Annotated in this window: 15 protein-coding genes and 1 pseudogene; 3 read left to right on the top strand and 13 right to left on the bottom strand. The window is 69.5% G+C overall.

Annotation, left to right across the window (positions count from 1 at the left end; translation table 11 throughout):
• Positions 1-562 precede the first annotated feature (562 nt).
• A complete protein-coding gene (locus tag ACWD1Z_RS32960; RefSeq protein WP_451123840.1) occupies positions 563-3370 on the top strand; it encodes an NACHT domain-containing protein in 2808 nt (935 codons plus the stop codon).
• Between the two features lie 1537 nt (positions 3371-4907).
• On the opposite strand, the pseudogene ACWD1Z_RS32955 reads toward ACWD1Z_RS32960, so the two are convergent.
• From ACWD1Z_RS32955 to ACWD1Z_RS32895, 13 genes and pseudogenes are all read right to left on the bottom strand, one after another.
• Positions 4908-5610: pseudogene (locus tag ACWD1Z_RS32955) on the bottom strand (DUF2637 domain-containing protein); the annotation flags it as partial.
• 108 nt (positions 5611-5718) lie between these two features.
• Entirely contained in the window at positions 5719-8376 is a 2658-nt protein-coding gene (locus ACWD1Z_RS32950; RefSeq protein WP_451123838.1) for a bacterial transcriptional activator domain-containing protein, read from the bottom strand.
• Positions 8373-9092 carry a hypothetical protein gene (locus ACWD1Z_RS32945; protein WP_451123844.1) on the bottom strand — a complete coding sequence of 240 codons (720 nt, stop codon included), beginning with the start codon at positions 9090-9092 and terminating at the stop codon, positions 8373-8375. Before ACWD1Z_RS32945 ends, ACWD1Z_RS32950 begins: the two co-directional genes overlap by 4 nt.
• 2 nt (positions 9093-9094) lie before the next feature.
• On the bottom strand, positions 9095-9247 hold the full coding sequence (locus ACWD1Z_RS32940) for a hypothetical protein (protein ID WP_451123836.1): 153 nt from the start codon (positions 9245-9247) through the stop codon (positions 9095-9097).
• Positions 9248-9565: 318 nt separating this feature from the next.
• Positions 9566-10477: a replication-relaxation family protein gene (locus ACWD1Z_RS32935; protein WP_451123834.1), complete on the bottom strand. Its 912-nt coding sequence runs from the start codon at positions 10475-10477 to the stop codon at positions 9566-9568.
• Positions 10474-12903, bottom strand: a complete 2430-nt coding sequence (locus ACWD1Z_RS32930) for an ATP/GTP-binding protein (protein WP_451123842.1) — start codon at positions 12901-12903, stop codon at positions 10474-10476. The genes ACWD1Z_RS32935 and ACWD1Z_RS32930 overlap by 4 nt, the downstream gene beginning before the upstream one ends.
• Before the next feature lie 230 nt (positions 12904-13133).
• Positions 13134-13547: a hypothetical protein gene (locus tag ACWD1Z_RS32925; protein ID WP_451123832.1), complete on the bottom strand. Its 414-nt coding sequence runs from the start codon at positions 13545-13547 to the stop codon at positions 13134-13136.
• A 605-nt stretch (positions 13548-14152) separates the two neighbouring features.
• Positions 14153-15262 carry a C40 family peptidase gene (locus tag ACWD1Z_RS32920; RefSeq protein WP_451123830.1) on the bottom strand — a complete coding sequence of 370 codons (1110 nt, stop codon included), beginning with the start codon at positions 15260-15262 and terminating at the stop codon, positions 14153-14155.
• Positions 15263-15300: 38 nt separating this feature from the next.
• The gene (locus ACWD1Z_RS32915; protein WP_451123828.1) at positions 15301-18063 is read right to left on the bottom strand and encodes a hypothetical protein; all 2763 of its coding nucleotides are present in this window, start codon (positions 18061-18063) and stop codon (positions 15301-15303) included.
• A 357-nt stretch (positions 18064-18420) separates the two neighbouring features.
• Positions 18421-21111: an ATP-binding protein gene (locus ACWD1Z_RS32910; protein ID WP_451123826.1), complete on the bottom strand. Its 2691-nt coding sequence runs from the start codon at positions 21109-21111 to the stop codon at positions 18421-18423.
• On the bottom strand, positions 21108-21689 hold the full coding sequence (locus ACWD1Z_RS32905; protein ID WP_451123824.1) for a hypothetical protein: 582 nt from the start codon (positions 21687-21689) through the stop codon (positions 21108-21110). Before ACWD1Z_RS32905 ends, ACWD1Z_RS32910 begins: the two co-directional genes overlap by 4 nt.
• Positions 21686-22027 carry a hypothetical protein gene (locus ACWD1Z_RS32900; RefSeq protein WP_451123822.1) on the bottom strand — a complete coding sequence of 114 codons (342 nt, stop codon included), beginning with the start codon at positions 22025-22027 and terminating at the stop codon, positions 21686-21688. Before ACWD1Z_RS32900 ends, ACWD1Z_RS32905 begins: the two co-directional genes overlap by 4 nt.
• A complete protein-coding gene (locus ACWD1Z_RS32895; protein WP_451123820.1) occupies positions 22024-22956 on the bottom strand; it encodes a conjugal transfer protein in 933 nt (310 codons plus the stop codon). Before ACWD1Z_RS32895 ends, ACWD1Z_RS32900 begins: the two co-directional genes overlap by 4 nt.
• A gap of 890 nt (positions 22957-23846) precedes the next feature.
• Between ACWD1Z_RS32895 and ACWD1Z_RS32890 the strand changes: the two genes are divergently transcribed.
• On the top strand, positions 23847-25223 hold the full coding sequence (locus ACWD1Z_RS32890; RefSeq protein ID WP_451123818.1) for a hypothetical protein: 1377 nt from the start codon (positions 23847-23849) through the stop codon (positions 25221-25223).
• Positions 25220-26080, top strand: coding sequence for a hypothetical protein (locus ACWD1Z_RS32885; protein WP_451123816.1), 861 nt, complete (start codon positions 25220-25222; stop codon positions 26078-26080). Before ACWD1Z_RS32890 ends, ACWD1Z_RS32885 begins: the two co-directional genes overlap by 4 nt.
• Positions 26081-26103 lie beyond the last annotated feature (23 nt).

The following is a 26103-nucleotide window of genomic DNA, read 5'->3' as shown; positions in this document are numbered from 1 at the left end:
CCGTCTGCCGACGTTTCGTGTGCAACGTCACTCGCGTGTCGTGACGTTCCACGTGAAACATCGCTGGGACGGAGGTCAGCGCCCTCTCAGCCCGGCCGCCTGGCGGAGTGACGGACCATCCGGAGTCCACCGTGCTACAACCGCCCCATAGGGCGGGCGACTCAAGGGCGGAGGCGCCGCAACCGGGCCTGGCTTCCGTCATGAGGAGCCCGCCATCTCCTCCTCCCTCGCGCCTCGTTCACGTGCCATGTCCGGTGCTACGACGCGCCGTCCTCCGGAGGGGCTTCTCGCCGACGCACGCCTCGCACCAAAGCGTGTGCCCGGAGGGTGGCGTCGATCAGCAGCGCCATGGCTGTCAGGGCGTCTGTCGCGGTGTTCAGGGTTTCCACCGTTGTCGTTCCGTCCTCTCTCAACCGTCGCGGCGGTCACTGCGAACGCCGTGCAACCAATTGGCGCGGAACAGGCCTCGGGATCCCAGCAGGGTGGAAAATGGGGGACCAATGGAGACGGCGCGAGACGGGCGTAGACGGCCGGGCGTGTATGGGAACGGAGGCGGCGAAGCGTGGCGGAGGAGTATCACAGCGGCCTGCCGCCAGTGGCGGAACTCGTAGCGTGGCTTGTCGAGTTGAAGGTCCGCAGCGGTGATCCCACCCTGGAGCAGTTGTCGAGGCTGACCGGCAAGGTGCCGCGTGGGCATCAAGTGCCAAGGTCGACAGTGGGGAAGGCGCTTCAGGGCCGCAGTCTCCCGTCGCTGGATGTGGCAACGGTAATCGCCCAGGCCTGCGTTCTGCACGCGGGAGGGACCAGTAGGGCCATGTCGGCCATCCGGCAGGAGTGTGGGGACCGTTGGTTTCGCGCGAAGTCCTCTGACCAGGTTGCGAAGATCAGCCGTGCTGCGGCGGAGGAGCCACTGACGGATTCCCATCGTCGTGCGGCGCTTCAGCAGCGTTCAGAGGCTGAGGAAGGATTCCTCGCCAAGTACTACCCATGCATGATGGCGTCGCTGGATCGAATGGAACTCTTCGGTGTCACCCTGCGCCAGCAGGACTTCAGCTACCGGATGAGTACTTCGTACATCAGTCTCAGCGCGGTGGAGCATGGCTCGGCGCCTCGATATCAGCCCCAGACCCCCGCACCTGCCTCGAACAAGGACGGTGACAGCGGGCCTCTGCGGGTGGAGGACGCCATTGCGCGCTCCCGGCGCGTTCTGATCCGGGGAGATGCCGGGTCGGGCAAGACGACTCTGTTGAAGTGGATCGCCGTCGGTGCCATGGAGAGCACACTGCCGGCACCCATGGCGATGTGGAATCGGGCTGTGCCCTTCTTCGTCCCCTTGCGGCATTTCACGAAAGAACTTCCAACGCCGGAGCAGTTCCTGGACTACGCGGCACGGACCTTGGCCGCCGCCGCACCGCCGAGCTTCGTGCGGAACACGCTCGACTCGGGCCATGCCATTCTACTGATCGATGGCGTGGACGAGTTGCCCAGCTCGCGGCGGGGCGAAGTCCGAGACTGGCTGCGCGAGCTCACGAGCAGCTACGAGACATGCCGTTATGTAATCACGTCCCGGCAGGCAGCCATCGACAGTGGGTGGCTGGCAGACATGGGCTTTCTGTCGTTGGAGCTCACTCCGATGAGCCTCTCGGACCAGAACCTGTTCATCTCACACTGGCATGAAACCATGCGGTCTGCAGTGAGTGATGAGCAGGAACGGGTTCGGCTGCGGGAGCACGAGGAGGCCTTGGTGCGGAGCTTGGCCGAGCGCCGTGAGTTACGTCGGCTCGGGAGCAACCCCCTATTGTGCGCTCTGCTGTGCGCACTGCACTGGGACCGGGAGATGCACCTTCCCAGCGACCGGCTGAAGCTATTCGAGGCAGCCTTGGAGATGCTGCTCGTACGACGTGATCAGCAACGGAATATCACCGGGCACGCGGACGTTGTCCGGCTCAGCAGCGGGGTCCAAGAGCTGATTCTCAGGAAGCTCGCTTACTGGATGATCCGCAACGACCTCACCGAGGTTTCCGTGGAGCAAATGGCGGAACGGGTGGGGAGCTACCTGAGGGAGACCCCGGACGACACGCTCGACCCAGCTGCTGTCACTCAGCACCTGATCATTCGTACCGGGTTGCTCCGCGCTCCTGCTGTCGGTCGCGTCGACTTCGTGCACCGTACGTTCCAGGAGTATCTGGCCGCAGATCAAATACTCAATGATCACGACCTCAACTTCCTGATCAAACACGCTCATGAGGATCAGTGGCAGGACGTCGTCGTGATGGCCTCCGGACGGGCACGCGACTCGGAACGCAACCATCTCGTCAAGGGGCTGCTCAAGCGGGCTCGCAGGGACAGGGCCCATCGCGTGCGGTTGATCGTGCTGGCCGTTGACTGTGCGGGGAGCGCGCCCGCGCTGGCCGCCGACCTGCGTCGGGAGACACAGACAAGGGCGCAAGAGCTGATCCCTCCCCAGGACAGGGAGCAGGCAGAGGCACTGGCCTGTCTGGGCGAGGTGGCACTGGATCAGATGCCTACGCCGGGTTCCGGGCTGAGGGCGTATGAGGTGGAAGCGATCCTGCACACCTGCCGGCTCGTCGGTGGCACGGCCGCCATGCGGGTCCTGGCTGGTTATGGCCGCTACTTCGATCAGTCCATCGAGCGCCAACTGATTGAAATGTGGAGCGATTTCGACTGTGGCGAGTACGCCCGTGTCGTACTGTCCGCTCTGTCGGAGATCAGCGGGCTCACCGTGGACGCGAAGTTACTTCCGCACTTGTCAGGTCTCACCAACCTCATCCGGCTTCGGATCGACGGGCCTGTGCCGAGTTACGAGGTTGTCAAGCAGTTGGAGAATTTGCATGAGCTGACGCTCATGGACCCAGCACCAGAACTGTGCGGCTTGTCGACACCTTCAACGCTGCGGGCGCTCTCTATCATCGGTCAGGTCGAACATAGGTCGTTTCAGCGGCTTCACCTTCCTCTCGTCGAAACACTGCACGCAGAGGTTGGGGGCGGAGATCCCTGTTTTCCGTCATGGCGGCTGGTCACAGGAATGTCCGAGGCCACACGCCGATCCATTACTGAAATGACGACGGATAGCCCTATTTCGGACATCGACGTGGAGCATCTTAGCGCGGATTTTCCCGCTTTGAAGGTTCTTTCAGTGCGACCTGATCACATATCCAGCGTTGACCAAATCACGTTTCTACTGCAACGTTTGATGACATACACAAACGTCATCAGCTTTCAAGTCTCCTTCATCGACACTGAAGATCTGGGACATCAGATCGCGCGATCCACCTTCGTTCACTGGAAGAGCACGTCCAAGCGCGACACCGGAAGAAGATACGAGGCCACGTTCACGCGACGCTCGTAATCGTGGCAGCACTGCCATCGTAGCTGTAGTTACCTGTCCAGTTACCCGACTTAGAGGGCGTTTAGGGCGGTCAGATTGCCGTCTACTTCCCAGCATGTTCCTCGCTAGTGAGTGTCGTCTCGTCCGTTATGCGCCTGGCGAGGTTTTCGGTCGAGGTGACGTGGATCATGGCCTCGGAGCTGGCGGTGAGGGTCTCGTAATCGCGGGCGAGCGGCGGTACATCATGATGTAGTCGGTACTCCGCTCACAACGCTCACATCGACTGCCGTCTGATGCAGGCACATCAGCACTTGGTCCATCGGGGGCATTGCGTTAGGGGTTCTTGGAGTCATTTACCGTGGTGTGCTGGCGTGGTGATGGTGGAGTGCTTGCCAGCGCCGCTCGAAGTCGGTGCTTTGGTCGGTGAGGTAGTCGGCGTTGAGGGGTTTGTTGTATTGCGCGGTGATTCCTTGGGCTGCGCATTCCTTAGCAACGGCCTCGGGGGAGGGTACGTCGCTGTGCACTCGTTGTTCGGCCCAGATGGTGTAGATGCGGAAGGGCAGGAGGTAGCGGCGCAGGGTGGCTGGGCTGAGGGGTTTGTCACCACGGCCGCGTAGTCCTTTGCTGGCCAGATGGGTGGAGAGTTCTTCGGCTTCCCGTGTTGAGGTCTGCGGGCAGCTCTTGTTTTGTGTCTGGTATTCCATCCACGCGAGGTAGTAGCGGTCGACGGTGGTCAGGCTGGCGGGCCCGTGCGGTGACACCTTGTTGATGGCGGCGTTCACGTGCTTGGTGTGCTGCTTGTCGGCGTTCTGCGTGCCGACGCCGGCGGGTGGTGCCTGGTGCTCCTCTTCCGGCAGGGGTGTTGGTGCAGTACGTTCACCGCGTCTGGCGCCGGCCTCGTGCGGGGCCGGCTCGCGGTTGCCGTGTTCGTGTTCCTGGTATCTGGCAACGCGTGCTGCCGGGTCGTCGCCGGTGAGGCCGGTGAGGGGGCGGCCGCCGTCTGCGGGGGTGGAGTGTTGCTCGCGGACGTAACTCTCCTGGGCGGCTGGTTGCGGGTATGCGCCTTGCTGCTGCTGCTGCTGCTGGTCGGTTGGCCGGGCGCTGCGGCGGGAGTCGTCTCCCTGTCCGGTCGGCACGGTTTCTTCGGTGGCGGTGGCGGTGGCGGTGGCGGTGGGGGCGGGCTTTTGCGGGTTGAGCGCGTGACGCGTGTGGAAGGCCTGGGGTGGCGGTTGCGTCTGGTCCTCGCAGGTCGGGGCACGTGTGGAGGTGTCGTGGGTGTCGCGGAGCCGGGTGGCCCACGGGTGCGGGGTCGGCTCAGCGTGGAGGTGGCTGAGGGAAGCCTGGTGCGCCTCAGTGAAGCGCTCAGTGGCTTGCGGGGTCGGCTCGTTGGGATTCTCCGTCCGCTCGGTCCTCGGTGTGAGGGGAGTACGGAGCGTTTGTGTCGTGGCGTATTCCAGTTCGGCTGCTGGCTGCTCGTGCTCTGCCGTGGTGTCGTGTGCGGGGCCTTCCGGCTGTGTAGGGGTGGGGACGCGGTCGAGGTTGCACGGGGTCGGCGGTTTGGTGATACCGGCCGCGGCGAGGCCCGCTGGGGCTGTTTCCGCCAGGGGGACGCCGTAGCGGGCCAGGCGGAGGGGCATCATGGATTCCATGGGGGCTTTGTGGCGCCAGGTGCGGCCGTAGCGGGTACGCAGGCGGGCCTGGTAGATGAGGCGTTCCTGCTCGAGCTTGATGACCTGGTCGTAGGAGCGAAGTTCCCAGAGTTTCATGCGGCGCCACATGAGGAATGTCGGGAGCGGGCTGAGCAGCCAGCGGGCCGGCCGGATGCCCTCCATGTGCTTGTCGGCGGTGATGTCCGTGATCCGGCCGATGGCGTGCCGGGCGGCTTCCACCGAGACCACGAACAGGATCGGGATGACCCCGTGCATGGCGACGCCCAGCGGGTCGGGCCAGGCCGCTGCGCCGTTGAAGGCGATCGTCGCGGCCGTCAGCAGCCAGGCCGTCTGGCGCAGCAGCGGGAGGGGGATGCGGATCCACGTCAGGAGCAGGTCGAGGGCCAGCAGGACGCAGATTCCTGCGTCGATGCCGATCGGGAAGAGGTAGCTGAAGGTGCCGAACCCCTTGTGCAGGGCCAGTTCGCGGACGGCGGCGTACGACCCCGCGAAGCCGATGCCGGCGATGATCACGGCGCCGGACACGACCACGCCGATGAGAACGCGATGCGCTCGGGTCAGCTGGGGTATCTCACTTCTCCCCGCAGCCACGTCCCATTCCCCCTATGTTCCCCACGACTGATCTGCTTTCGAAGACCGCGAGCGTGACTGGCGTCGGCGCTGGTGATCGTTGCGGAGTTGCTCGGGTGGTGCTCATGATCATGCCGGATTGCTGCTGTTGAGGAGGTGGTGGATGAGGGCCTCGGTTTCCGTCTCCAGTGAGCAGTCCAACGACCGGTTGACTTGTTGGACGCGTGTGATGGCGGTATGCAGTCCCTGCCGATTCCCGGCCGTATGTTCGATCCGCAGCCAGTCCCGATAGAGCAGTTCCGCAGCATGGTCGACGTCGAGGCCGGTCGCGACCGCCTGGCGGGCGGCGCTGAGGTCGTAGTGCGGACCTGCCGCCGTGCGGTGGGTGGCGATGGTGTGTGCGACGGCGATGATCCGGGTGGTCATCTCCTGTTGGAGGGGTTCTTGCCAGGGCAGGGGGCGGGGGCCGAAGGGGCGGCCGCGCACCAGGGTGAGGGCGTGTTCCAGATCGTGCAGCCGGACGCCGCCGCCGTCGCCATCGCCGTCGCCGCCGTCGCCATCGCCGTCGCCGCCGGCGCTGTCGCTGTCGCTGTCGCCGGCGACGATGCCTGGGGTGAGGGCGTGGTCGGTGAGGGTCGTGAAGTGGGTCCAGTCGCAGCGGATGGTGGGGGAGAGGTGGTAGGGGTCGTCGGCGTGTTGGCGGCGGGGGACGTAGGGATTGCCGTCTGGGTCGTTGCCGAGGGCGTGGCGTAGGCCTTGGAGGCGGGCGTTGAGGGTGCGTCGTGTCCAGGGGTGGGTGGGGTCCATGTGGGTGCACAGGGTGTCGGCGTTGCGGCCGGGGCGGAAGTAGAGCAGGGCGGCCAGTTGGGCTTGGCGGGGGCCGTGGCCGGTGGTGGGGACGTGGTCCATTTCGACGGGTCCGAGCACCCGCAGCTCGGGTGCGTGCGCGTCGTGCGCTGGCGTGGGGGCAGGGCTGCCGTCATGGCCTGCTGCGGGCTGGGCAGCGGATGGGGCGGCCCGCCTGGCTTGGGCCGGGCCGGATGGGAGCAGTGCCGGGAAGACGGCGTCGTCGTCCCTCACGAGTCCGGACTGGGGCCCGTTGTCGTCAAGGCGGCCTGAAGGGGTGGCGCGGGGCGTGTTGTTCGCCGTGTCCGGCATGCCCGGGCCTGTGCGCGGGGCTCGTTCGGCGTGGGCCTCGGGTCCTGGTGTGTCGTGGAGCGTGTGGATGATCTGCCGGTAGTCGGCGTGGGGCAGGCGTTGCAGGGTGATGTCCGTGCCGGTGCAGTGCAGGCGCTGCGGCCCACTGAGGGTTGCATCCAGCAGTTCGGCTTCCGGCCAGGAGGCTTCGGCGCTGGATCGTGGTGCGATGAGGGTTACGGCTGCCTGGTCGCTGGTGGCGAGGAGGTCGGCGATCTGTTGTGCGGTGGTGGGGGTCAGGGTGGGCGCCAGGAGCAGCAGGGGACGTATGGGGTGGCCGGGCGGCTGCTGGTGTATTTCAAGGAGCCGTTCGCTCAAGGCGCGCAGGGCTTCTCCGGCGTGGGGGAGGTGGGTGTGGGATGGGTGGGGCAGGGCGTGGGGGAGGTCGTCGGCGAAGCCGACAATCCAGACGTCGAGGCCGCCGGCCCAGGGGCTGGTGAGGGCTTCCAGGGTGAGGGAGGCGCACACCTCGATGAGGTGATCAGGGCTTCCATCCAGGAGCAGCGCGGAGTGGGCGGCCAGGTTGAGCAGGAACAGCGAACCGTCGGTCGTGGTGCCGAGGGTGACTAGCCCGGGGCAGGGCGCCGGCGTCGCAGAGCCGTCGCCGTCGCCGTCGCCGTCGAGGAGGACTGCGTCATCGGGCAGCGCCCACCATCTGCCCGTCCTTTTCGCGAACGGCTCCGGCGGCGCCGCTGCGTGATCATGGGGGAGGACGTGCACGGACGTGGTGGTGACAAGCGCCGCTTGGACGGCGTAGGTGCTGCCGGGGTGGTGGGCGAGGGTGCGCAGCGCTGTGTGAAGGCGGGTCAGATCCGAACGGGCTGTTCCCGCTTGTCCGGCGGCCTGCGCCGGCAGCGCGCTGGTGAGGCGGGCACGGTGGGCGTGGGCTGTCCGCGAGCGGCGCAGGTGCAGGCGCAGTGCGAGCAGCGCGGTGACGAGGGCTGCGAGCAGCATCCCGGCGCCCAGGACCGTGCGCAGCACCGCTTCACCGCCGGCCGGGACCGCATCACTGGTCGGGGCCACATCGCTGGTCGGGGCGGCAGTAGGCGGCTGTGAGGATGCTGGGGTGGACGGATGCGCCTTGCCTGAGGGCGGCGCAGGCAGAAGGGAGGCGCTGGCGGTCGGCCCGGTGGTGGAGGCGGTACCGCCCGGTTGGCGGCCGGGTTGCCGGCCGGCCGGTGCGCTCGCAGACGCTCTGGGGGAGGCTGTCTTGTCGCCGGGTCCGCCCGGCTGCTGGGGTTCGATCAGGTGGTGGATGCTCAGGCGGGTGAGCTTCAGTTCGAGGATTTTGGGGGCGGCGAGGGTGGCTCCTTCGGCGAGGGCGAGCACGGGATCGTCGCTGTCGAGGGTGACGGGCGGCTGGACCCTCGTGCCGTCGGTGCCGCCCGTACCGCCCGTGCCGGCTGTGGATGTGGCTGTGGGGGAGGGTTGGGCGGTGGCGTGGGGTGGCAGGGTCAGGAGCAGGCCGATGCCGAGCAGGAGTGCGGCGGTGGCGCGGCGTGAGCGGGCGGGCCGCCGACGGGCGGACCGGCAGCGGGTGGGCCGGCGCTGGGTGGGTTGCCGGTGGGCGGGGATGGCCGTGGCGCTCATGACAGGGGGAGGGTCGTGGTGTCGAACTGCGGCAGGTAGAAGTCGACTTGTGCTGTGGTGGCGGGTGGTGCGGGGAACTGCATGAACACCGCGGCGCTCTGTTTCGCCTTCAGTGTGGTCAGTCCGGTGGTGGTCAGGGGGCGTCCGTCGGTGTCGCGAAGTACGTAGTAGCGCTTGCGGCCTTCGAAGTCGGCGAGGGTGGCTCCGCCCAGGGACTGGCCGTTCTTGGCGACGTGGTGTTCGTTGCCGCGCAGGGCGGCCGGAACCACAGCGGTGGTATCGCTGGTGTTGTTCAGGAAGCCGCGCAGGGTGAGGATGCCGCTGGATGTGCGGGTCGCGGAGCTGAGGGTGAGGACCAGGCCCTCTGGGCCCTTGATGCGGGCCAAGGGTGGTGCGGGCGTGGTCTGCTGCGGGCGCGGCGTCTTCGTGGCCTGCGCGGAGGTGGCATGCGAGGCGCCCTGGGCCTGTAAGTCCTGGCCGATGCAGCCGGCCGCGGCCAGACCCAGGCCCAGGCATGCGGCGAGTGCCAGTGCGGCCGGCTTCCTTCGGGCCAGGAGCGTGGTACGAGCCCGGTGGTGCCACGAGGTGCGGACGGAACACCCTCCGCTGCCGCTGCCGCTGCCGCTGCCGCTGCCGCTGCCGCTGTTGCTGGGGCTGGGGCTGGGGTTGGGCTGCGGGTGGTGCGGACGGCGTGTGGCTCGGCCAAGACGGTGCATGGTCACCGTGTCTCCCTGGGGCGGGGCCAGACGGTGATGACGTCGCCGTCGAGGGTGACGTACTGGCCGGGAAACTGATCGCGCACCAGGGTGAGATCGTCCCCGTCGAAGTCGCCGGCGGCCTGGAGCACCCAGGCGTCACCGACGTTCGACACGCTGAGGGTTCTTGCAGGCCACCTGGCGTCCATATGGTCGTTGTGACAGCGAACTAACCGTGCATCAGGGTTCATCCCTGATCCTCCAAACCAGTTGCAGTAAACGGCTGCTGGACGGTGTGCCACCTGATGTGCCAGTAAACTAATGGTTCGCGCAAGCAAAGTTCAAGAGGTTCTGGAGGATTCGCGGATGCACTTTCCGGACGAGGCAACCGCCGCTTTCACGTATACCTCCTCTCTTACCTTCGAGGCGGTACCGGGGTACCGAGGTCTGGGTGGCTGCGACATCCGGCGGCGAGTGGAGGGATCGTCGTGGTGTCATAGTTCGGTCCATGGCCGTGGGTCGCCGCCGGCCAGAGGGATCCAGACGTCTCCGGTGGCCCCTACGTCTTCGAGGTCTTGCAGGGTTGTTGCGCCCAGCGGTACGTGCTGGGCCAGCGTGCCTACGAGCGGGTGTTCCGCGACCATGGCCTGCAGGTCCTCGATCCGGTTGCCCAGCACGTACCGGGAGGCCCCGGTCAGCACGAACAGCACCCGAGGAAACACGGGATACCAGCGCAGCCACACCGGCCCGGCAGTGGTGGGCTGGCGGGGGCGGGGCCGGCCGCCAGTTTGCGGTTGGTAGGACCACAGCCGCGCGTAGTCGATGAGTTTGGAGGCGAGCCGTTCGCTGCTCATGGTTGTCCGGTCGACCTCGACGAACGCCCGCAGCTTGGTGCGCTCGGGGCCCTGGTTGAGGGTGTAGTGCATGACGGCGTCGGGGATGATCTTCTCGCCGTCGCCGATGGTGTGGGCTACTTCGGGTGTCCAGTCGAGGTGGCCGTGTTCGCCGCCGCGGTGGCGGGCGTCGGTGACGAAGGCGAGGTGGGTGCGCAGCACGGTCAGGGTGTGCGGTGTCTTCAGCGAGGCGGCTGTGGCCGAGGTGATGGGATACGGGGGGCGTCCTCGCAGTGCGGGGAAGTCTTTGGTCAGCCGGGCGCCTTCGGGGGTGAGGTACCAGGCGCGGGTCCGGTTGGACTGCGGCAGCACGGTGTAGTCGACCAAGCCGTCGTCGCGCAGCGTGTTGAGCGGCCCGGAGACGGTCTGCCGCGCGGTGCCGGGCCGCAGCAGGTTGTGCAGCTGGTTGGTGGTTGCCATGCGGTGCTGGCCGAGGACGGCCAGGAGTTGATGCGGCAGCGGCTCGGTGGGGCTGGGTGTACGGCCGGACGGCGGGCTCTGGGTGGTGGTCACTGGTAGTCCCTCTTCTTTGGCAGATGGACAGCAGGCTTGGCGGCGCGGGACTGGGCGAGGAAGGCGCCCACGCGGGTGTACTGGTGTTCGGCCCGGTCGGTGAGCTGGTTCAGTGGCGCAGCGCCGGCCGTGGCCAGGGCAGCACGCTGCAGGCCTGCGGCCTGGCGTGGCCGCTCGTAGTCGGCGAAGACCTCATCCAGATGAGGGCCGGTGATCCGGACGGGGCCGACCCGGCGGCCCTTGACGGTGAGCGACATGTAGTGCTCGAAGCGGTCCAGAGCGGCGACGACGTCCGCAGATGGACGCTCACCCCACTCGGCGGTGATCGGCGCGATGGCGGACTGTGAACCGGCGGTGGAGGCCAGGGTGGAGGCGTTCTGTACCAGTGACAGCCGCACCGGGAGGGGTAGGCGGGCCAGCAGCTGGGTCATGCCGTGGACGTGGACTTTGTACTTGCGGAAGTCTTCGAACATGGAGGCGATGGTTTCGGGGGCTGCGCCGGTGAGGGTGATCAGTTCGTCGAAGTAGGGGCGGAAAGGCACCCGCTGGGCCTCAGGGGTGTCGCGGCGTGAGCGCACGGCGCGCAGCAGGTCCCGGGCGAGCAGGGCGGTGATAAGGCGGTCGGTGGGCCCGTTGCCGCCCGGGCACACCCACACGATCATCCGTGTATCCATGGCGGTACGGATGTTGTAGACGCCGGCCGGCTGCCCGAGGAACGCCCGGGTCACGGGATTGGCGGCCAGGCGGGCGATCGGGTTGAGGACGACGGCGAACGCGTCCGTGGGCAGCGTCGGGAAGATTGTCCGCCACCAGGCGCGCATCTCCTCGTCCAGGCGCTCTTCCACCGCGGTGAGCGCGAGCCTGCGGAAGGCCGGGTCGGTGAGCAGGGACCGCACGTGGAAGATCGTGGCCTGGTCTTCTGGCCGGCCAGCGGTGCAGGCGGCCTCGTTGACGGCCACCAGTACCGCCAGGGCGGCGGTGAGGACGGTGAGCGCGCGGGGTGCGGTGGCGTCGTCCCAGCCGAGCACGGACGCGTAGGCATCCGCACTCGCTTCGACGACCTCGTGTGCGACCTGGCCCTGGTGCATGCCGATCGGGTTCCAGCAGCTGAGCTGCGCGGCGGGCCCGCTGGCGTTGAGGTCGATCAGCGCGATCCGCGGCGTCAGGTGGTCGTGGGCGAGGAAGGGCAGGGCGCGTGGCCAGGAGTCGCGGTGCGGGTCGAGGAAGAGCAGCCCGCCGCCGGCGTGCGCCCAGCCGATCGCCTGGGCGAGGGCGCGTTCGGTCTTGCCGCCGCCCGCCTTTCCCACCCCCACCTCGAACAGCGTCTCCTTGGCGTAGGTGGCGACCAGGCGCCGACGGCCGTCCGGGCCGCGGTAGATGCCCTGCAGCAATAGGTCGGGATTTCCGTGCTCGAACGTCGGCAGGTCGCCGGCGAGCAGCGGCAGCCGGCAGTGCACCGTGGGCGGCTTGAGCAGGCCGGTCAGCTCTTCCAGCCGGACCCAGTTCGCAACGGGTGGCTGGCAGTGCCCTAAGGTCCAGCGGCGTTGGAATCCGCGCCGGCTGGGCCAGCGGTCCGCCCCGAGGCGCCAGGGGCCCACCCGGAGGCCGCGCATTGCCCAGCGCGAGCCGCCGCCGAACACATCGAGTGCCGCCTGGAGTTGAGCGAGCCGGGCTTCGGCGCGGCCCTTAACGCGGGATGCGCACATCACCAGCAGCTGCACCCGCACCAGGTGGTCGTCCTCGGCGAGCTTGCCCAACGCCTCCTGCGCATCCACCCGCCGCGGGACGGGCGGCATCACCAGCCGGCGCCCACCCCCGCCCCCGCCCTGCTTGCTGGTCAGCAGGTGCTGCAGCTGCCAGGTGAGGGAGTCCTCGATGCCGGTGGCGTCCTGCCGCACCCCGCGGGCAGCCCGTTGCGCCTCGCGCCGCTCCGCGCGCCGTGCATCGCTCATCAGCTGCAGACGGCGCGCCCGCAGCGCCCATTTAGGGGCGCGCTGGATGTCGAGCCGGATCTCGGCGAGGTCGCCCAGCTCGGCACGCAGGTCCGAGACGGCATCGATCAGCGGCTGCAACGGGTCCGGGTTCAGCGGAACCTCACGCAGGGGCGCGATCGGCTTGCCCCGCAGGACGAACTCCGCCCGCACCACGTGCTCACGCGGCTTGTCAGTGAGGGGACGAGCCCGGTTCACGGTGACGGCCTCACCGAACGGCGTGATCGACAACAGGCGTTCCCCGCCGGCCGGGCCCTCGATGCGATAGCGCAGCGCACTGGAGCCGTCCGCGCGCAGCCGGATCTGCACCGCCTTCGACCGGCGCGGCGCCCACCACGGCATGCTCGTAGACGCCCGGGCCAGTTGCACACCCCGGCGGAAGATTTCCTCCAGGCCCGGGTCAAAATGCCGCGAGGGGACGAGCTCCAGCGCCATCCGTTCGGCTGAGGCTTTCCGCGCCAGATGGCGCACGGCTGCCTCGCCCACCGCCCAGACCGTCACGGCGGCCAAGCCCACCACCCACCAGTACGTGATCACCCAGCCCGCGGCGTGAACGACATCCACGACGAAGCCCGACACCTGACCCGATGCCGACGCCGCTGCCGTTGCGTTGGCCGATGCCGTTGCGTTGGCCGATGCCGATGCCGATGCGGGGGCCTGGCCCGTCAGGTACGAGGCTGCCAAGTCCACGTCGTTGCTCCCTTCTTCTCGGTGCGGGTGAAGAACCAGTCGGTGATGCGCAGATCAGTGAAGGTTCCGCCGCGGTCCATGCCGGCCCACACCAGATGGACCACCGCCCTGTCCGCCCTGCCGTCACGGCGGGCGATCGCTGCCTGGATACGGAAGCGAGCGACGGCGAACGCCGGGGCCACCGCCTTGCCTGAGTCGGGGAACACCTCCGGCCACTTCGCACGGCCGATTCCCGTGGCGTCCGCGCGCAGCAACGCGCGACCGGCGGCGAGCAGCTGGCGTTCATCGTGGGAGGGAAGGTCGGCGGGCCAGGCAGCCTCCAGGTTCTGCTGGATGGCCGGATCGCCGGCCGCCCCTTCGCCGTGCGGCGGCAGGGCGAGGGCGGACACGACGGCCGACGACGTCGACGGGGTCGAAGAGGTCGACGGGGCGGACGTTACGGAGACAGTCGCGCCAGCGGTCGGCTTCCTCACGGGAGGCACAGTGGCCGCTGATGACGGATGGGTCGCGTAAGCCGTCGGCGGCGGGGCGGGCTGCTCCCGCCCGGGCGGCACGCCGAGCAGGGCGACACCCGCGACGGTGAGCAGGACGGTACTCAGCAACAGCAGGCGCGGTGAGCGCGCTGTAGGTTCCGATTTGGCTTGTCGTTCGGGGCCGCGACGACCAGCGACTTTGCGGGGGCGTCCAGCCGACTTGTCGGCGGATCTGTCCGGCCGATCTGTCAGTTCCTGCGCGTCTGCCGCTGAACGGGAGGGCTGGACCGGCGAACCGTCCGACCACTTGTCGGCGACGCCACGGAAGAGGGACCACAGCGCGGACACCGGTGTGTCAGCTCCCGACCAGGGGTAGCCTGCCGGTGAGGCTGGACGACCAGGCGATGCCGGGGCCGACGGCCGACGGCAGGAGTCGCCAACGGCGCTCGCAAACCGACAAGTTGCCGACAGATTGCTCGGACAGCGACAACTTGAATCGGAACCTACACACGCGGTGGTGGTCACAGCAGCCGCGCTCCCCCCGCGAAGCCTGACATCGCGTTGACGGCGTCCAGGCGCACGACCGCCCCCGGGCGGGGCGCGTTGACCATCTTTCCGCTGCCCACGTAGATCCCGACGTGATAGATCGTGGAATCGCGGCCTGGGGCATAGGCATAGAAGACGAGGTCACCCGGCTTGAGCGCCCCGGGCCCCAGACGGGCGGGGATCCGCTTGCCCATACCGGCCTGCGCGGCCGCGGTGCGCGGCAACTGGATGCCGACACGGGCATAGGCGTAGGTGGTCAGGCCCGAGCAGTCGAAGCCCTTGATGGTCGTGCCGCTCTTGCCGCTGGGGGAGCAGCAGATCCCGTACGACGGGCCGTGGGCGTTGCCGCCGCCCCACGAGTAGGGGACACCGCGCTGGGAGAGTGCGGCCTCGATGACGGTGCGGACTGTGCCCGTGACGTTGTTCAGGCCCGGGTCCTTGGCGGCCGCCGTGTACTGATCGACCCAGCCCAGCACGTTGGCGACGTACTCCTGCGAGTGGTTGTACTGGAAGAACGCGGCTTCCAGCTGAGCCCGCTTCGTCAGGTCACGGCCCTGCCCGCACAGGTAGATTGCGGCGCCGAGTGCGGCGTCGTCGGCGTTGTGGGGGTCGGCGGCCTTGTCGCCGCCTGCGTCCTTGCTGACGTCTTCCCAGGTGGAGGGCAGGAACTGGAACGGGCCGACAGCGCGCTCGCCCGTGGCGGTGCCGTCTAAGCGGCCCTGGTCGGTGTCGGGGAAGAGGGTGGTGTTGCCGCCGGCGCCGGAGCCGTTGAGGAGGACCCCGTAGATCTTCGGGCGGATGTCCCCGCCTGCGGTGATGTTCCGGCCCACGGCGTGGTTGGACTCGACCTTGGCGATTCCGGCGAGGACCGGCCAGCGCATGCCCCGGCACTTCGGCACATGCGTGCCGATCTGCTTGACGGCCTTCTTGTATGCGGTCAGCATCCGCGGCGGGATGTCCGCGGCGCTGCCGCCCTCGGCGATCCCGCCGTCGTCCTGAGCACCCGACTGCAGCGCGACATACGCGCCGATCGCGCTGCCTACCGGTGCGGCACAGCACACTGCAGCGAACAGCAACAGCGCCACCACACAACCCCACCGCGCCATCGGGCGCCGGGCCGGCCTCACCCGTCCTCACCGTCCTCCGGCTGCCGGGTCCGCTCCTGACGAAGGCGCTCCGCGTCGGACGCGGTCCTGCGCATCAGCTCCTGGAACCTGGCCCGGGCCTCGTCACGCGTGCCGCGGCGAGCGCCGCCCCCTCCAGGGAAGACCGGCCCGGACCTGTCCGGTGCCGGGCTGGCAGGACGCCGGGGCCCACCGCCCCCAAGCCGCGTCGGGGACGCCGGCGGAGCGCTCGGCCGCGGGGGAGCAGACGTGGTCGAAGGCGCTGGCGCGCCGGCCTGTGGTGAGGCTGGCCGCGTGCGGCCCGGGGAATTGAAGGGACCGGTCGGACCCGCCGTCGGCGCCGGGCGGGCCGGCAGACGACGGCTGACGAAGGGGCCGGGTCCGCCGCTGTCGTCCGTCTGCTCCCGAAGGACACGCGACACATGACGGCCCGTGTCAGCCCACGCCCGGCCGTCCTCACGGACCGTGTTGCCCCACACCAGCACCTGCTGGCGGGCATCCTGGGAGTAGCGCGAGCCTCCCGACCGGGCCCGGCGGACGCCTGCCGGCAGACCGGCCGTCGCCCCGTACGCGGTCCGGCCCCCGCGATTGAGGATGCGGTACCCACGGAAGCGGACAAGCCGGTTGTGGGCGCGGGTGGACAGCAGGGTGCGGTCGGAGTTCTGGTCGTGCAGCACCTGACCGGAGGTGCGGTCGACGACCTGGCCCTGTTCGTTGCGGTAGCGGTCGGGCGGTCCACCGGGCCGCCAAGGCCCGCCGTCTGTGGTGCCGGGCCGCCCGCCGGGGCTGCCGCCCGCAGGGCTACCCGGGCCGCCCGCGCCACTACCAGGATCACCGTCGGCGGTGGGCTTGCGCCATCTGGCCAGCTGCTCGCGCTCCGGTCGCCTGCCGATCAGCAGCCAGTGCCCTCCCTTCGCACCGAGCCGTGCGCCCAGCCCGCCCACCGCGGCGGCCGCGGTGAGCGGGGCGAGACCACGCCCCGCTTCTGTGCCGGCGTCGGCGAGGACACGGGAGGTGTCCACCGGCATGCCCGCACCGTCGACGAGGGAGGAAAGTGAGCCCATCAGCTTCTGGCGGGTGCCGAGGATCCCGTACCGGCCGCCCGCACCCCGAGCGGTGAGGGAGCGCAGCCCGCCGCTGTAACCGCCGAGCGTGGTGGGGGAGTTCATGGCGAGTGCGGCGCCGAGTTCGGAGGTGTCGCCGGGCAGGTGGGTGCCGCCGATCTTGGCGTAGCGCATCCGCATCGCCATGCGCCGGCCGAAGGAGGCGATCCCGCCCATTAGGCGGCGGTGTCCGGCGGCGCCGGCGATGGCGAGGACGTCGATGAGGAGGATCCGCTCCACCATCAGATCGGGTCCGCTGGTGATGGTGGCGTCGACGGCGATCCCGAAGAACGGCACGAACGCGCAGATCCCGACCACGGCCAGAACGGAGATGCCCCAGATCGACAGCCACTTCCACACTGACTGGCGTGCCGGTCCGGGCAGCATGCCCGCGATGAACGCGATGCCGCCGATCGCTGCGGCCGCGGCGCACACCCCTTGGGTGCCGAGCAGGACGATCGCGCTAGACAGGAGCATGCCGCAGATGAACAGCGCGGCGATCACCAGCAGAAGTGCCCCGCCTACCCGCCACCAGGTGGGTTTTTCGGCGTAGGTGGCGCAGGCCTTGCCGACGTCACCGGCCTTCTTCAGATCGGCGAGGAATGCGGTGAATTCCTGATCCTCCTCGCTGACTACTGGCTTTGCGGCGTCCAGCAGTTCCCCGCCCGGGGTAAGTTCCGGCAGCGAGTCGACCGCCTTGTTGTCGCTGTCGCCCAGGCAGTACTCCTTGGCCGGTCCGGCAAGGAGTCTGCAGTTGCCTTCGTCCTCTTCTTCGCTTTGCTTGTCACGTGTGTAGCCGCCGGTGACCCACTTCAGATGGACGGCGTAGGCCTGCTGGTCACTCTTGGTGGCGGGGTCGAGGATCCGCCCGTACTGCAGCAGCATGTACGGCTTGACGATGAGGGCGTTGGTGACCGAGTCCTGCAAGGGGCGGGCGATGTCTGTGGAGGAGATGGGCGCTTCGGCTTCCCGCTCCAGGCATCTGATCTCGGCGTTGCCTGCCAGATCCGCGCATGGCCCGAGGTGGGCGAGTTCGCCGCCCCAGTTGTAGGAGTTCACCGTCTGTTGTGCGACCTCGGCGGCGACCTGCTGGGCCTGTCCCAGCGGCCCGTCCTCGGCGAGGAGGGTGTCGGGGCGGACGAAGGCGGAGGCGGCGATCGCCGCGATCGTCAGCGTCAGGAACATCTCGCCCAGGCCGCGGCCGATCCGGCCGCGCACGATCATGAATCCGGTGAACACGAACGCCCAGGCCAGCAGCAGCCCTTTCAGTCCGAGGGTGTCGACCACCACGGTGTTGTAGGCGTCGGCGACCTTTTGTGCCGGAGCGGTCAGCAGCTGAAGCAGGGGGAACCGGAAGGCGACCTCGATGGCCCAGCCCGCCAGACCGACCAGCAGCCGGATGAGGGTGAACAGGCCGGACAGAGCAAACGCGAGGGACTGGGTCTCGAAACTGATGATCGAACCGCCCTCGGCGCTCAGCTCGTACCCGCCTATCGGCACCCCCTCGGAGGAGGTGATGTTCAGCGGGGCGAGCAGGTCACCGGTCTCGCTGTTGCTGCCGGCCGCGTACACGACCTGGCTGTTGACCATGACGAAGACACCGGTGAGCAGTACGACGAAGCCAGTGGAACGCAGGATCGCGCGGCTTGGACGGACCATGTCAGCGCCGCCTTGTCCCAGCAGCACTCCGCAGCCTCCACACAGCGAGGGCGGCCACACCTGCACCGGCCGGCACCAGCCCCCAGGCCGCATCGGCACCACCCGGCTGCCCGGCAAAAGCGGTCGTCGTGGCGCCACGCTCGCAGGAGTTGCGGGCCGGGCCTGCGCTCAGCGCGCAGCGGTTGTGGTCCGCGGGACGGTGGTCTGCTGCGAAGGCCTGCCCCGTGTGCGGCCACCACCCCTGAGGCACACCCACCCCGACAGCCAGAACGAGCACGCCGACCGCGACAGCGATCACGGCGAGGGCACCCGCGGCCGCGGCACGTCGCCGGGTGCGGTTGAAGGCAGAAGAGGTCATCAGAGGAGTTCCTTCGGGCGCGACCCTGCGGCCTCACCGGCGAGCGGCTCACCCGCGGACGGCGAGGCAGTGCTCGCGCGGCGTCCCGGTGTGGTCGTGATGGACGTGGCGATGCGCGCGATACGGGGGATGGAGACTTTGATCCGCCCGGTGTTCTGCCGCGGGCAGGTCAGCAGGAACTCGCCTTCCCGGCCCTTGCGTCCGACCGGGGACAGGCCGGTGGTGACCAGCCGCAGCAGCTCGCCGTCGTTCGGGTCGAGCCCGAGGAATTCCAGGCCGCGGCGTGCTCGTTCGCGGTCGGCGGTGCGGGCGAGTGCCCGGTAGGCCATCAGGCCGCGGTCGGGGCCGAGTTCGGCGGCGTCGTGGGAGGCGGCGAGCAGGCCGGCACCGTGCTTGCGGCCGTCGTGGAGGATTTCATGGACCAGCGCGGTGCCCTCGGCGGACGAGGTGAGCCAGTACAGCTCGTCCGCGACCACTGCGGTGAACCGCGTGGGGTCCTCGAACGCTGTCTGGCGGGCGAGTGCGGCGATCAGGTAGAGCACTGCGCGGCCGATGAGGGCCTCCAGTGGCTGCTGGTGCAGGACCTCCGGGTTGTCGAAGGCGGCCTTGGGCGGCAGTTTCAGGCCCGCCGTTGTGATCACGATCATGTCGGAGGTGCTGGAGGCGTCCAGGTGCACCGGTGGCAGCGTGGGGTCGAAGACCATGCGGGCCAGGGAGTTGGTGGCGAGGACGCGGACGAGACCGGCGAGGGTGGCGGCCGCGTCCTGCCGTTTGCCCACCTCGTTCTGGGTCATCTCCTCGAGGACTTCCAGCACGCGGTGCATGGACGGGGTGTCACTGGCGGCGGCCTTCTCAACGGCGTGGTGCAGGACCTCCCCGCCTGTGCTCATCGGGCCGATGCCGAGCTGCAGGGTGAGGTAGGACAGGGCGTAGTGGCGGCCCTCGGGGCCGTGGAACATGCGCAGCGGGTCGATGGACACCTCCGCGCGGGCGGCGTCGATGATCTGCACGCGCCCCTTGGCGGCGGTGCGGGCAAAGGTCGCCCATTCGCGTACGGGGGTGCGGTCGATGCAGATGGCGCAGCCGCCGCGCGCCCACACCGCTTCCGCGATCAGCTTCTGCAGGACGCTCTTGCCCGCGCCGAGGTCCCCGACGATGCCCATGGACGCGGACGCGTCCACCTTGGGCGCATCAGCGACGTTGATCATGACGGGGCGGGTGGTGCCGCTGTCCAGGTCGATGCCGAGGAACATGCCATTCGGGTCGCCGACCTCCGCAGCGGTGAAGGCCCCGCAAAGCGCCCAGTCTTCGGAGATCTGGTGCTGGGTGAACTCCCGCACCACGCCGGGGCGTACGGTGGCGGGCAGGCCGAGCGTGAACAGGGCCTCCTGCAGGCCGGCCGGGCGCACGGCCCGGTAGTCAGCACCCCCGAGCAGCGCCGCCAGGGCGCGGGCCCTCGCGTCGCAGATGGCGGCGGTCGGCCCCCATACCGTCAGCACGGTCACGGACTGCACCTCGACCTCCACGCTGGTGCGCGACAGGCGGGCATCCAGCTCACCCAGATCACGGGCGGCCTCGGTCAGCGAGGCCGGCATGCCGGTGGGGCGGGCGTCGTACTGGTCGGCCTGGTCGATAAGTTCGTTCTTCTTGCGCCGCACCTGCTCACGCGCCTTCTCCGCCGCCACGAGCGTGAGGTCGACGGTGTAGTCGACGGGAAAGTCGAGCAGCTCGAGCTGGGCGAACAGGTCGGCGGCGTCCTGACTGACCGCGGGCGGGCACTCAGCCAAAGCCAACTGCGCCTGGTAACCCACCCCGGCATCGGATTCCACCTGCAGCCAGCGCCGCCCGAGCGGTGAGCCGCTGTTCACCCGCCACCAGGCCTTCCGCCCGGACCGCGTGATCCGGCCGGAGCCCTGGAGGTCGTCGACGTCGTCCAGGTCGGGGTCGATGCCGCCCTCCTGCAGGCGTACTTGGCCGAGGTCGGCGTAGCTGGGGGAGCGCAGCACACCATCACGCAGCTGCCCGCCGTACAGATCGCTGGATTCGGCTTGAGTCAGCAGCGGCTCGGCCAGGCCGCGGTGGAGGGCGTGCTGGATCATCCACACGACCTCCGCCGGGCGGGCCGGGCGGAAGGCGATCCCGCCGGCGAGCGCGGCCTCCACCCGCACAGCCTGCTCGCGGTAGGCGCTCACCTCCCTTTGTGCCACCGGCGCCGGCCGCATGCCGAGCATCGGAGCCATCTCCGCCCACGCCGCGCCCAGGGAGGCCGATACCTGAAGGGTGGTTGTCTCGCCCTTCAGCGGCACCGCCAGCCACAGGGCGCGGTGGTGCATCTCCTGGTCCTCCAGCAGATCCAGGGTGGCCTCGACGTTCTCCACCCACGGGTGCGGGCCCTCCTCCGGTGCCGTGTCGGCCGGCTCGATGCCCTCGATCATCCTGAGGGCGATCTCGCCCGGGTCGACCTGCGCGCACAGCCCGAACAGCCGCGGAGCCCCGGACAGCGACCGCACCAGATGTGTGATCTTGGCGAGCTGTTCGTCACGGACCGCGGCGGGCACGTAGGTGCCCTGAACACTCTCCTCGTGCTGCCCGTGCGCGTCCGGGCCCGGATGCAGTCGGTAGACGGCCCACACGCTGCCCTGCGTCGACCAGACCAGGTGCCCGGCGATGTGACGGATCGGAACCCTCACCGCGCACCCCCGCCCTGCCCGGCCAGCGCGAGCAGCTGCTGAACACCCGACACCGGCCCCACCGGCACCGCAGGAGCAGCCGGCCCGCTGCGGCGCAGAGCGGCCGAGGCGGCGGCCGGCCTCGGGTGCGGGGCCCGGCCGGTACCCGGCGGCTGCACGGCGGGGGACGGCGGGGCGGCTATGGCCAGGGCGGGCGCGTCCTCGATGGTGAAGCCACCGAGCAGCGGGCGGGGAGCCCGGTCACGGGCGGCACGCCCGCCGATCCGCCCTCCCGATGGCTGCCACAGGAGCAGCACCCAGCCCAGCGCTGCCTGCAAGGGGCCACGGCCGGCGATCTTCGGACGGCGGACCGCCCAGATCGACAGCAGCCACGCCGCGATCGGCACCGGCCCCATCCACGACCACCAGCTGATCGACTTGATCAGAAGAAAGCCGCCGCCGACGGCAACCGCGATCTGCGCAGGCGTGTACGGCCCGAGCGGGATCTCCCAGTCCGCGACCTTCCCCAGCACCCAGGGATGGCGACGGGCAGCGGTGTAGAAACGCCCCACCCGGCCCGCAGCCGCTGCGGCGCTCACAGCCAGCCTCCAACGCCAGCGGAGTGCTCTCGTACGACGGGGTCAGCACCGTCCACGATGCCGGGGATTGCGGGCGCGCCCTGGGCAGGGTTGTTGACCTCGTCCTCGAACATCTCCGAGAGGTCCTCTCGGGAGTTGTACAACCCCAGCGCAATGATCATCAGCAGCAAAGCGCCGATCCCCGCCTTGATGCTGAACTTCTGGATCATGATGATGACGACGAGTACGAGCAGACCGGCCTGCAGACCCTTGGCCGCCCAGCCCTCGAACATGCTGATCCAGCTGTCGCCAAGATCGTCCAACCGGCCGGCGAGGAACACGCTGTCCACCGTGTTCACCGGGCACCCCCCTCCAGGGCCGTCCCCGACTCAAGCGCCGCAACTTCCCAGCGGCCCGAGCGGGCCGTGAGCGCCAGCTCATACCCCAGCGGCCACCGCCCGCCGGCGTCACGGGCTTCCACCTGTGCGAGGACGCGGACCTTCGTGCCGTCGGCCGGCACTGCCTCGGCGGCCGCGGCCTCCTCGACGGCGGACACCAGCCCCACCGTGACCGCCGCGTACGGGGCGGGGGAAACCGGCGACATGCTCACCCCGGGGGCGAGATAGCGGTCCACCTCTCCGGCACCGGTCAGGTAGGCGGCAAGGAACTCCCCGACGGCCGCCGACAGATCACCCTCCGGGACACTCACGCCATACGACGACTTCGGCGTCTCGGCCTGGACGGGACCGGCTACCGCACCGGGCGCGCCGGTCACGGTGACCGAGGCGCCCGCGCGGTCGGTGGCCACCGGCACCGCGTAGTACCGCACCGCTCCGTTGCTGTATTGCGCAGCCACCGTCACCGACCACGCGTCGTCCGCGCGCTGCGCACTGCGCACCGCCGCCACGGACTGCGGCGTCGACTGCGCATCCGCAGCCGGGTCGGGCAACTCGACGTCCGGCGCCATCGACTGCGCAAGCCGCGCCTGCGCACTCGAGGCGTCATCCGCGCTGCTGCGCAGCCACGCGTGGACGAACACCTGCGCATAGCCGGCCGGATCGGCGGCTACCGCCGTGGTGCGCACGGCGGCGGGCTTGGACGCGGTGGCCGCCTCGACCGTGGTCGAGGTGGAGGTGAGAGCGACGCCCAGAGCGATCGGGCCGGCCGCGATGACGGTCCAGACCGCAAGGCGGGACAGACGCACGCGGCGCCGCATCGCCTCCAGCCGGGCGCCTGCCGCCATCGGAGCAGCGGCCTCGGGTTCCGAGGCCCGCTTGCCAAGGGACATGGTCAAACTCCCAGGTCAGAACGAACGTTTCTGACCTTGAGAAAACCCGCCGGCCCCGACCCGACCACCGACCACGAACCCCCGACCACAGTCACGATGGGGACACGAAGTTCATGGTCGCGGCCTGGTCGGCCCGACCACAGACCCGACCACGGATCAGCCGCGAGTTGTAACCGGCGCATCCTGGCCGCCACAAGCCCGCGGCCGAGGACCGCGGCGGTGAGGCCTTCCTGCCGCACGACCACCGCACCCGCACACCACTGCGCAGACAGACGCCGCCAAGGGCCGCGGCGAGGCCTGCGCAATGCGGCACCCGAACCTGCGCATCAAAAGATCAGGAAGCCTCGGGCGGACTGCACAACCGCTCAGCACCACCCGACTGCGCACGACCCACGACCGGTTGCGCAGCCTCACTGCGCAACCTCCCGCCCGGCGCTGCGCAATCGGGCCGCGCACCCCACACAGACCGCAGACGAAGGCGCGTGGTCGCCCCGACCATGAGCCCGACCACGGCAGCTCACTCGATTGCGCACGACCCTCGACTGGTTGCGCAGCCTCGCTGTGCAACCGCCCGCCCGGCGCTGCGCAATCGGGCGGCGCACCGCGCACAGGCCGCAGCCGAAGGCGCGTGGTCGCCCCGACCATGAGCCCGACCACGGCAGCTGAACGGCAGCGTTGCCGGATCGTGACCGATGGTCGGGGCTGGTGGCCGTCGGCCTGGTCGGGGTCGGCGAGTGAGCTGACGGCATGGAGCACACGCACGCTGCCACGCCCAGGACCACCGGCCGCCCCACCTCGGCGAGCCGGATGCGCCGCCGTGGCCCCCGTGCGCGTCCCGCGGCGGGGGCACGGCGGTGAGCCGCATCGGGGCGGGGATCCGCCGTGGAGTGATGGCGGCCGATCAGTTCACCCAGGTTGCCAACGCGCTGTTCCGCGACTCCCAGTTGTCGTTCAAGGCGAAGGGGATCTTCGGATACGTCAGTACGCACACAGGCGGCTGGCAGGTGACGGTCGCCGACCTCGTCCGCTCAGGGCCGGACGGACGGGAAGCGGTACGCACCGGCCTGCAGGAGCTCGAGGAGCACGGCTACCTGATCCGTGAACGCCTGCGCCGCCCGGACGGCACCCTCGGCGAGATCGCCTACTGCATCACCGACCGCCCGGCCACCCTGGACATCGCACTGATCGAAGCCGACGTGGTGATCGCGGCCCCGCAGGCCAGGCACGCCGGCGTGTTCGGGGCAGGGATCCGTCGGGGCGTGATGGCGGCCGATCAGTTCACCCAGATCGCCAACGGCCTGTTCCGCACACCCGAGTTGTCCTACAAGGCCAAGGGACTGTTCGGACTGCTCTCCACGCACCGGGAGGGCTGGCGGATGACGGTTGCCGACCTCGCCCGCCGCGGCCGTGACGGTGAGGCAGCCGTCAAAAGTGGGCTGAAGGAACTGCAGAAGCACGGCTTCCTCGTCCGGGAACGCGAGCGCGGCGAGGACGGAACCCTTGGCGCGGCCGCGTACTTCATCACCGACCTACCCGCCCTGCAAAGGAGCAGGTCACAACCAGAGTCGGGTTTTCCACCAGTGGATAACCCTACGTTGGCTGATCGGCCCACTAAGAACACCAACAGAAAGAAGACCAACAAGCAGAACACCAGACCCCTCCCTCCCCGCGCCCGCGCTGCGCGAGCACGCGGCGAAGTGCCGCCGGTCCCACGGACGGCGCCGGCGGACCTCGAGCCAGGAGTCCGCCTGTTGCTGGCGATCGGAGCACAGCGCCCCGAGCTGTTGCTGACCGACCAGGTCCTCGCCGAGCAGGGGCGCACCGTCACCGCAATGCTGGATGCCGGCTGGACGCGCGAGCAGCTTCAGCACGTCATCAGCGACCGTCCTCTGCCGAGTCCGGTCCGCACCACCGTCGGCGCGATCATCGCCGCCCGGCTCCGCGCCGCCCAGGCCTACCCCGCGCCTGCCACGGTGGCCGACCGCCACGACACGCCCGCGTGGGAGGACCCGCCACCGCGGTCAACCACCTCCTCCGCGGCGCGCACGGTGAGCGAGGCCCTGACCTACCGGGCCCTCGCCGAATGCGCCGGCTGCGGCGCACCCGGAACCGCCCCCGGCGAGGACCTGTGCCCGACCTGCCTCGGCTGGCCGCCATGCCACACCTGCCCAGGACCGACTCCCCGCCGCGCCCACCCCGACGGCGACGGCCGCTGCACCACGTGCGCCTCCACACTCATCGACCACCTGGAAGGAAGCACCTCATGACGGACAGCCTCCACACCCCGCAGCCTCCGCCTGCGCACCACGAGCGCCCTTTCCCCCGTGATCCTGGCCGGTGGGAGAAGGAACGCTCCCGCGCCCTGCGGACCGGTCACCTCCGCGACCGCACCTGCTCGGCCGCCTGCGAGCCCGTCCCCGTCCACGAACGCACCCGGTGGGGATGGCTCGCCTGGACCGTCCCCGGCGACGGCAGCCCACCCACAATCCCCCACCAGATCGGGGTGCTCACCCCGGCCTCAACCCGCACGCAGCGCCTGGCGCTGCGCTGGACGACCCGGCGCCCCGCCCGGCACTTCGCTTGCGACACCGTCTCCGTGTCCCTGCGCCTTTCCCTCGCCGGCATCGCGCTCATCAGCGTGATCGCCGCTCTGTTCGCCCTACGCCACGGCGTCCCCCTCAGCATCGCACTTCCGGCGATGCTGCTCGCGCCTCTCCTCGCCGAGCATCTGCCAGGTCGGCTCGACGTCTGGGCCGACGAACACGTCCGCAGGGTCGACGGCGTCCATGCCTGCCGCTACCTGCAGCGCCTGACCACCCTGCACACCGGCCTGGTCCAGCCCGCTGAGCGCAGCGAGCGCTACGAACTGCGCCGCTCCGCCGAAGTCGGCCAGGGCCTGCTGTGGGACGCCGCCGACCTGCTCCAGACGAAGGACATGCGCGCGGCCGCTGAAAAGCTCATCACCCTCGAGCGGCTGATGCTCCAACTGGCGCACCAGGTCACGGCAATCCTCAAGCGCACCGCACAGGACGGCACAGCCGACGTGCACCAGGCCTTTGACCCCTCCCGGCCCCTTGAGCCCGCCACCGGCCTGGCCCCGGCCGACGACCCATCGGTCAGTTGATCACGCACCGAACCCACCACTGC

Source organism: Streptomyces sp. NPDC002784 (genome assembly GCF_053592135.1).
Note: the sequence above shows the minus strand (reverse complement) of the source record. Positions and strands in the feature narration are given on the sequence as shown.